This window comes from uncultured Aquabacterium sp., assembly GCF_947366995.1.
In the GTDB taxonomy this organism is placed as follows: Bacteria; Pseudomonadota; Gammaproteobacteria; order Burkholderiales; family Burkholderiaceae_C; genus Aquabacterium.
The window spans coordinates 1-7684 of the sequence record NZ_CANBCC010000105.1 but is presented as its reverse complement, the minus strand read 5'-3'; the positions used below and the strand labels follow the sequence as shown (position 1 = coordinate 7684).

Here is a 7684-nt window from a genome sequence, read left to right as displayed (position 1 = left end):
GACAAGATCCGCAAGATCATGAAGATCGCCAAGGAGCCGATCTCCATGGAAACGCCGATCGGGGACGACGACGACAGCCACCTGGGCGACTTCATCGAGGACACCAACAACACCGCGCCGATCGAAGCCGCCATGCAGGCCGGCCTGCGCGACGTGGTCAAGGACATCCTCGACAGCCTCACGCCGCGTGAAGCCAAGGTGCTGCGCATGCGCTTCGGCATCGAGATGTCGACCGACCACACGCTGGAAGAAGTCGGCAAGCAGTTCGACGTCACCCGCGAGCGCATCCGCCAGATCGAGGCCAAGGCCATCCGCAAGCTCAAGCACCCCACCCGGAGCGACAAGCTGCGCACGTACCTCGACAACCTGTAAAACCCCTTGAGGTTTTCCCGCGACGCAACCCGGCTCCGGCCGGGTTTTTCATTGGGGCGTCGCATAATGTTCACCATATCTGTGCAACGTTGCACATTGCTCCAATAGCCAGCGACCTTTCGCAAGCCAAGCGACCTCCTCGCGCCATGGACACCACCCGGGAACGCGCCATCCTGTTTGCCGATCTCCGCGGCAGCACGGCGCTGTACTTGAAGCTCGGCAACACCGAAGCGGCCACCGTCATCACCCACAGCCTGGCGATGCTCGGGCAGATTGTTGCGCGCGCCGGCGGGCGCGTGGTCAAGACGCTCGGCGACGGCCTGATGGCGGCCTTCGATGACGCCGAGCGCGCGGTCGAGGCCGCCGCCAGCCTGCACGACTCGCTCGAACGCATCGTGCCGGTGAACGAGGGGCCGAAGGAAAAGGCCCCGGCCATCAAGCTGAAGGTCGCATTGGCCTGGGGCGAAACGGTTGAGGTGGCTGGTGATTGCTTCGGTGATGCCGTCAACGTGGCTGCGCGCCTGCTCGACCTGGCCGGCGACAACGAAACGCTCACCACAGGCGTGTTGCTGCGCGAACTGCCCAGCGACCAGCAGGAGCGCTTCCGCAGCATCGACAAGCTCTACTTGCGCGGACGCAAGGACCCGGTTCCCGTGCTGCGCATGGAAAGCCTGCGTTTTGGCGACACCGTCGCCACCATGGCGCTCGACAGCCCCGAAACCGACATGCCCGACGGCATTCGGCTGATGTGGTTGTCGACCGAACGGGTCTTCTCGACCGGGAGCATGCCCGTGGTCATTGGCCGCAGCCCGCAGGCGAGCTTCTGCATCGGGGACTCGCGCGTGTCACGCTCGCACGCCCGGATCGAGTCGCATAGCGGACACCTTTACCTCAGTGACCTGAGCTACAACGGTACCCACGTGCGCTTCGACGGCGACGATCAGGTGCTCACCTTGCGTCGCGGCACCTGCACCTTGCACGGCAGCGGCGTGATTTCATTGGGCGCACCGCCCAATGACCCCACCAGCACCCAGATCCGCTTCGATGTGTTGAGCTTTTCCGACACATTGCCTCAGTACTGATGCCGACAGCCTTCGCCATGCCGGCGGCTTATGATCAAGGCATCCTCGGGCCCAGGACGTGGCCCATCTGTCGGTCCGCCGTCGATTCCATAGTGCCAATCGGACATGCCTGAACAGGCCCTGCAGCACCCTCCGGGACACCCAGCCAGCACCCTCGCCCCCCTGCGGGTGCTTTACGTCGAAGACAACCGCATCAACGCGATGCTGTTCGAAGAGGCCTTGCGCCCCCACCCGCAGATCGAGTTGATGGTGGCCGAAGACGGCGAGATGGCGCTGAGCATGGCACAGACCCAGCCCCCGCACGTGCTGGTGCTCGACGCCCATCTGCCCGGCATGTCGGGCTTTGAAGTGCTCGCTGCGCTACGCCGCCTGCCAGGACTCGAGACCACGCCCGCCTTCATGTGCTCCGCCGATGCGATGCCTGAAGACCTGGCCAAGGCCAGGGCGGCCGGCTTTGTGGGCTACTGGACGAAGCCCATCAACATTGTCGAAGTGACGACAACCCTGCGCGACCTGGCCAGCCGAGGCGACAATCGCACGCCATGAGCGTTGCCAAAGAACCCCCTTACACCCACGGCCAGTTGCCCCGCACGGCCGTCCTCCTCGTCAACCTCGGCACGCCCGAGGCCCCCACCCCCGCGGCCCTGCGCCGCTACCTGGGCCAGTTCCTGAGCGACCCGCGTGTCGTCGAGATCCCGCGGGCGGTCTGGATGCCCATCCTGCACGGCATCATCCTGCGCGTGCGCCCGGCCAAATCGGCCGCCAAGTACGCCAGCATCTGGACGCCCGAAGGTTCGCCCCTGCGCGCGTGGACCGAAAAGCAGGCCACGCTGCTGCAAGGCTTTCTGGGTGAAGCCGGCCACCAGGTGGTGGTGCGCCACGCCATGCGCTACGGCCAGCCCTCGGTCGCCAGCCAACTCGATGCCCTGAAGGCCGAAGGCGCCACCCGCGTGCTCGTCGTGCCCATGTACCCACAGTACAGCGGCGCCACCACAGCCAGTGTGATGGACGAGGTGTTTGCCTGGGGACGCCAGACTCGGCTGTTGCCCGAGCTGCGGCACATCAACCACTTCCATGATGACCCGGCTTACATCGAGTCGCTGGCGGCCAGTGTTCGCGAGCACTGGCAGGCTCACGGCCGCGGTGACCGCCTCGTGATGAGCTTCCACGGCATGCCCGAGCGCACGCTGCACCTGGGGGATCCGTACCACTGTGAATGCCAGAAGACGGGCCGCCTGGTGGCCGAGCGCCTGGGTCTGACGAAGGAGCAATACGCCGTCACCTTCCAGAGCCGATTCGGCAAGGCCAAGTGGCTGGAGCCCTACACGGAGCCCACGCTCATCAAGCTGGCGCGCGAAGGCGTGAAGAAGGTCGACGTGGTGTGCCCCGGCTTCGTGGCCGATTGCATCGAGACGCTGGAAGAGATCGCCATGGAAGGCAAGCAGGCCTTCCTGAAGAACGGCGGCCAGGCATTCCAGTACATTCCGTGCGTGAACGACCGGCTCGATTGGATCCGCGCACTGTCAGGCATCGTGCAGCAGCACATGCAGGGCTGGCCGACCCAGGCCGCCCAGCAACCGACGGCCGAGGCGCTGACGATGCAGGCGGCCCGCGCCCGGGCCTTGGGCTGTCCGCATTGACGACAGCGCTTGCTCGCTCACCTCGTCGGCACGGGCGAGGCTGAGGCGAGCGATTCGGCCGCTTCCGGCTCGGCGGCGGCCGCCAGGGGCAGCAAGGAGGTGGTCTGCTCTTCCGGCAGCGATTCGACGTCCTTGAGCGCGCGGTTCATCACCCGGGTGCGCGTCTCGACCGACGAGATGGTGTTGCTCGCTTCTTCCAGCTTCTTGCGGGTGCGCGCCAACACGTCGCCGAACTTGCCGAACTCCGTCTTCACCGCGCCCAGCACCTGCCACACCTCGGACGAACGGCGCTCAAGCGCCAGGGTGCGGAAGCCCATCTGCAGGCTGGTGAGCGTGGCCAGCAGCGTGGTGGGGCCGGCCAGCATCACGCGCTGCTCGCGCTGCAGCGACTCGACCAGGCCCGGACGGCGCAGGGCTTCGGCATACAGGCCTTCCGTGGGCAGGAAGAGAATGCCGAAATCGGCCGTGTAGGGCGCAGCGAGGTACTTCTCGCGGATGGTGCGGGCCTCCAGGCGCAGCCGTTGCTCCAGCGCCTTGCCGGCGGCCTCGACACCGGCCGCATCGGCGCGGTCGTGGGCGTCCAGCAGGCGCTCGTGGTCTTCACGGGGAAACTTCGCGTCGATGGGCAGCCACAGCGGCGCGCTGCCCGCCCCGCCCTGCCCTGGCAGCCGGATCGCAAACTCGACACGGGCGCCGCTGCCCGGTACGGTTTCGACGTTGGCAGCGTACTGGTCGGGCGTGAACACCTGCTCCAGCAGTGCGGCCAGCTGCACCTCGCCAAACACCCCGCGCGTCTTGACGTTGCTCAGCACGCGGCTAAGCGAGCCCACGTCGCTGGCGAGGCGCTGCATCTCGCCCAGGCCCTTGTGCACCTGCTCCAGCCGCTCGGCCACCTCACGGAAGCGCTCGCCCAGGCGGGCTTCCAGCGTGGCGTGCAGCTTTTCGTCGACTGTCTGGCGCATCTGCTCCAGCTTGCGCTCGTTGTCGGCCTGCAGGGATTGCAGGCGTTGCTCGACCGCCTGGTGCAGCCGGGCCATCTGTTCGTTGTGCGTGCGCGCAGTCTCACCCTGCTGCTGAACCAGGGTCTGCTGAAGCTGGCCCAGCGTCATGCCGAGCTCCTGCCGCGTCAGGGCGGCGGTGCGGGCCACGTCGTCGCGCAGCGTGCGTTCAAGGGATTCGGCCACGCGGTGATGACCGTCTGCCAGGTCATCCAGCCGTTGCTGCAAAGCCTCGGTGGGGTCGGGCTGCGGACGCAAGGCCAGCCACAGCAACACGAGCAGGTTCACGCCCAGCAGGGCCCAGGTCAGCCAGTTCATCGGGGGATTGTCGCAGGCGGGTGGCTCAAGGCGTGAGCCTTACGGTCGCTGCGCTGGCCGTCTGTAGCCACAGAAAGGCCGCCTCTCAGGCGGCCTCGTCGGCTCAAGCCATCCCGGCTCAAGCAGGCTGCAGCGCAAACTCCACATGCGCGCCCGTCTTGGTGCGGATTTCTTCCTCGGTCACCCCAGGCGCCAGTTCCACGCACACAAACCCCTTGGGCGTCACGTCCAGCACGCACAGTTCGGTGATGACGCGGTCCACCACGCCCACACCGGTCAGGGGCAGCGTGCACTGCTGCAGCAGTTTGTGCTCGCCGTTCTTGGCGCTGTGCTCCATCAGCACCACCACGCGCGCCACACCAGCCACCAAGTCCATGGCGCCGCCCATGCCCTTCACCATCTTGCCGGGAATCATCCAGTTGGCCAGGTCGCCCTGGTCGGACACCTGCATGGCGCCCAGGATGGACAGGTTGATCTTGCCGCCGCGGATCATGGCAAAGCTTTCGTGGCTGCCGAAGATCGAGCTGCCAGGCAGCGTCGTCACAGTCTGCTTGCCGGCGTTGATGAGGTCGGCATCGACCTCGCTCTCATCCGGGAAGGGACCGATGCCCAGCATGCCGTTTTCGCTTTGCAGCCACACATCGATGCCAGGGGCCACGTGGTTGGCCACCAGGGTGGGCAGGCCGATGCCCAGGTTCACGTAGAAGCCGTCCTGCAGCTCCTTGGCCGCACGGGCAGCCATTTCGTCATGGGTCCAGGGCATGGCTCAGGCTCCCTTCGGGTTCTGTTGGGTGGTGCGCTTCTCGATGCGCTTCTCGGGCGTGGCGTTCAGCACGATGCGGTGCACGTAAATGCCCGGCAGGTGAATCGCATCGGGGTCGAACGTGCCGGTCTCGACAATCTCTTCCACTTCCACCACGGTGATCTTGCCGGCCATGGCGGCCGCCGGGTTGAAGTTGCGTGCGGTGCGGCGGAAGATCAGGTTGCCGCTCTTGTCGGCCTTCCACGCCTTGACCAGTGCCACGTCGGGCACCAGGGCACGCTCCATCACGTAAGTTTCACCGTCGAACTCGCGGGTTTCCTTGCCCTCGGCCACGATGGTGCCCACGCCGGTCTTGGTGAAGAAGGCCGGGATGCCGGCGCCACCGGCGCGCAGCTTCTCGGCAAGCGTGCCTTGCGGCGTGAACTCCAGTTCCAGTTCACCAGCCAGATACTGGCGCTCGAACTCCTTGTTCTCGCCAACATAGCTCGAGATCATCTTCTTGATCTGCCGCGTGTTGAGCAGCTTGCCCAGGCCGAACCCGTCGACCCCGGCGTTGTTCGAGATCGCGGTCAGGTCCTTCACACCGGACGCCTGCAGGGCGTCGATCAGCGCTTCAGGGATGCCGCACAGGCCGAAGCCACCGACGGCCAGCAATTGGCCGTCTTTCACAATCCCAGCCAGCGCACTGGCGGCGTCGGGATAGACCTTGTTCATCCACACACTCCTTGGCAACAGGGGTTGTTCGCTGCACTGCAGCAAGGAAAGCGTACACCGGATAACGCGCAGAAATCCAGCGTACCGTGGATAAATAAGGCAGGGTTAGCGCGGGGGCAAGGCGGGCGGCGCGTCGTTGCCCTTCAATGCGGGCAATTGGCCTTCAAGCGCGCGAATGGGCCCTGGCAGCGGCAAGGGTCGGCCGTCGGCCATGCTGACCCACACCAGGGTGGCCCCACCGGCGGCGTAGGGCGCACCCGGCTCGTCGGCCCGCTCGATGCTGGCGTAGGTGTCGATGCTGGTGCGCCCGGGCGATCCCACATACAGCTTCACCACCACGTCGCCTGGGTACACCAGCGGGCGATAGAAATTGCAGAAGGTGTTGGCGATCACCGGGCCTTCGGTGTCGGACTGCACCTGGCCGCTGATGGCCTCGATCCACGTCACGCGGGCCTGCTCCATGTAACGGAAATAGACCGTGTTGTTGACATGACCGAGTACGTCCATGTCGCCCCACAGGATGGGGAGGCGAACTTCGTGGACCAGGATCTTGTGTTCAGGGATGTCGAGACGCATGGCGGATCAGGAATGCAGACGCACACTCAAATGAAAACCCTTGTCTCAAATGTGGATGAGCCCACGGGTTTTCAAGCGGCTCAGGTGGCAGCCATGCCGTCGTCGGCCGAGATGATGGCGCCGTTGATGAAGTCGCTCTCGGCAGCGCACAGCGTCACGATCAGCGAATCAAGGTCGCGCGGCTGGCCCACGCGCTTGCGCGGCAGCATGTTGATGAGCTTCTGACCCGCCTCGGTTTCCCAGTGGTGGTGGTTGATCTCGGTGTCGATGTAGCCCGGGCAGATGGCGTTGGTGGTGATGCCGAAACGGCCCCACTCGGCGGCCATCACCTTCGTCATGTGAATGACCGCGGCCTTGCTCATGCAGTACACGCCGATCTGCGGCAGCGTGCGCAGGCCCGCGGCAGAGGCAATGTTGACGATGCGCCCACCGGTGTACGTCCCCGGCGCCGAGCCCTTGGCCCGCGCCAGCATGCGCTTGGCTACTTCCTGAGCCACGAAGAAGGCACCGCGCGTGTTGGTGTCGAAGACGTAGTCGTAGCTGTCGCTGGTGACATCGATCAAGCGCTCGGTGGTGCTGACACCCGAGTTGTTGATCAGGATGTCGATGGGGCCGACTTCGGTTTCCGCATGGGCCACGGCCGAGCGGATGCTGGCGACATCGGTCACGTCGAGGCCGACCACGTGAGCGTCGCCGCCGTAGGATTCGAGCTCGGAGCGCAGGGTCTTGAGACGCTCGACACGGCGGCCAGCCAGCACGACGGCCGCACCGGCCTTGGACAGGGTGTGTGCGAACTGCGTGCCCAGTCCGCTGGAGGCACCGGTGATCAGCGCGACGCGGCCGGAAAGGTCGATGGTGTAGCTCATGCGGGGCTCCTCGAGGCCGCTGCTCTGCGCGGCACATGGTGTCTGACAGATGCCGAACTTAGCACGCGAAAACCGCCGCGCCGCCCTGCGTTGCATCGCCCCCAGCATGGCCCAATTTAAATCGAACGATCGTGCTTTTTTCTGCCAGAATACGCGGCGTCCGCTGAGGCGGTGTCACCTTGCGCAGTGTCACTAGAATCGCGGTCTGCCCCGAGCCCCACTTACAGACGTCCGAGAGAAGGAACAACGATGACGCCCCAGGAAATCCTTGAGCAGTTCGGCCCCCGCGAGTCGATGGAATACGACGTCGTGATCGTCGGAGCCGGCCCGGCTGGTCTGTCGACGGCGATCAAGC

General features: G+C 65.5%; 9 protein-coding genes. 4 read left to right on the top strand and 5 right to left on the bottom strand.

Annotated features, from left to right (window positions below):
• The 4 genes from Q0Z44_RS17740 to hemH all read left to right on the top strand — a co-directional run.
• A partial coding sequence (locus Q0Z44_RS17740) for a sigma-70 family RNA polymerase sigma factor (protein WP_298015248.1) occupies positions 1-372 on the top strand: 372 nt, incomplete at its 5' end.
• A gap of 146 nt (positions 373-518) precedes the next feature.
• The gene (locus Q0Z44_RS17735) at positions 519-1454 is read left to right on the top strand and encodes an adenylate/guanylate cyclase domain-containing protein (protein ID WP_298015246.1); all 936 of its coding nucleotides are present in this window, start codon (positions 519-521) and stop codon (positions 1452-1454) included.
• A gap of 105 nt (positions 1455-1559) precedes the next feature.
• On the top strand, positions 1560-2000 hold the full coding sequence (locus tag Q0Z44_RS17730; RefSeq protein WP_298015244.1) for a response regulator: 441 nt from the start codon (positions 1560-1562) through the stop codon (positions 1998-2000).
• Positions 1997-3094, top strand: a complete 1098-nt coding sequence (gene hemH / locus Q0Z44_RS17725) for a ferrochelatase (protein ID WP_298015242.1) — start codon at positions 1997-1999, stop codon at positions 3092-3094. The genes Q0Z44_RS17730 and hemH overlap by 4 nt, the downstream gene beginning before the upstream one ends.
• Before the next feature lie 17 nt (positions 3095-3111).
• On the opposite strand, the gene rmuC is transcribed toward hemH, so the two are convergent.
• The 5 genes from rmuC to Q0Z44_RS17700 all read right to left on the bottom strand — a co-directional run bounded on the left by rmuC (position 3112) and on the right by Q0Z44_RS17700 (position 7329).
• A complete protein-coding gene (gene rmuC, locus Q0Z44_RS17720; RefSeq protein WP_298015240.1) occupies positions 3112-4410 on the bottom strand; it encodes a DNA recombination protein RmuC in 1299 nt (432 codons plus the stop codon).
• 118 nt (positions 4411-4528) lie between these two features.
• Positions 4529-5173 (bottom strand): CoA transferase subunit B, encoded by a 645-nt coding sequence (locus Q0Z44_RS17715; RefSeq protein WP_298015238.1) that lies wholly within the window; start codon positions 5171-5173, stop codon positions 4529-4531.
• A 3-nt stretch (positions 5174-5176) separates the two neighbouring features.
• Positions 5177-5887 (bottom strand): CoA transferase subunit A, encoded by a 711-nt coding sequence (locus tag Q0Z44_RS17710; RefSeq protein WP_109036528.1) that lies wholly within the window; start codon positions 5885-5887, stop codon positions 5177-5179.
• Positions 5888-5992: 105 nt separating this feature from the next.
• Positions 5993-6463, bottom strand: coding sequence for a thioesterase family protein (locus Q0Z44_RS17705; RefSeq protein WP_298015235.1), 471 nt, complete (start codon positions 6461-6463; stop codon positions 5993-5995).
• An 80-nt stretch (positions 6464-6543) separates the two neighbouring features.
• On the bottom strand, positions 6544-7329 hold the full coding sequence (locus tag Q0Z44_RS17700) for an SDR family oxidoreductase (protein WP_298015233.1): 786 nt from the start codon (positions 7327-7329) through the stop codon (positions 6544-6546).
• Positions 7330-7684: the final 355 nt, after the last annotated feature.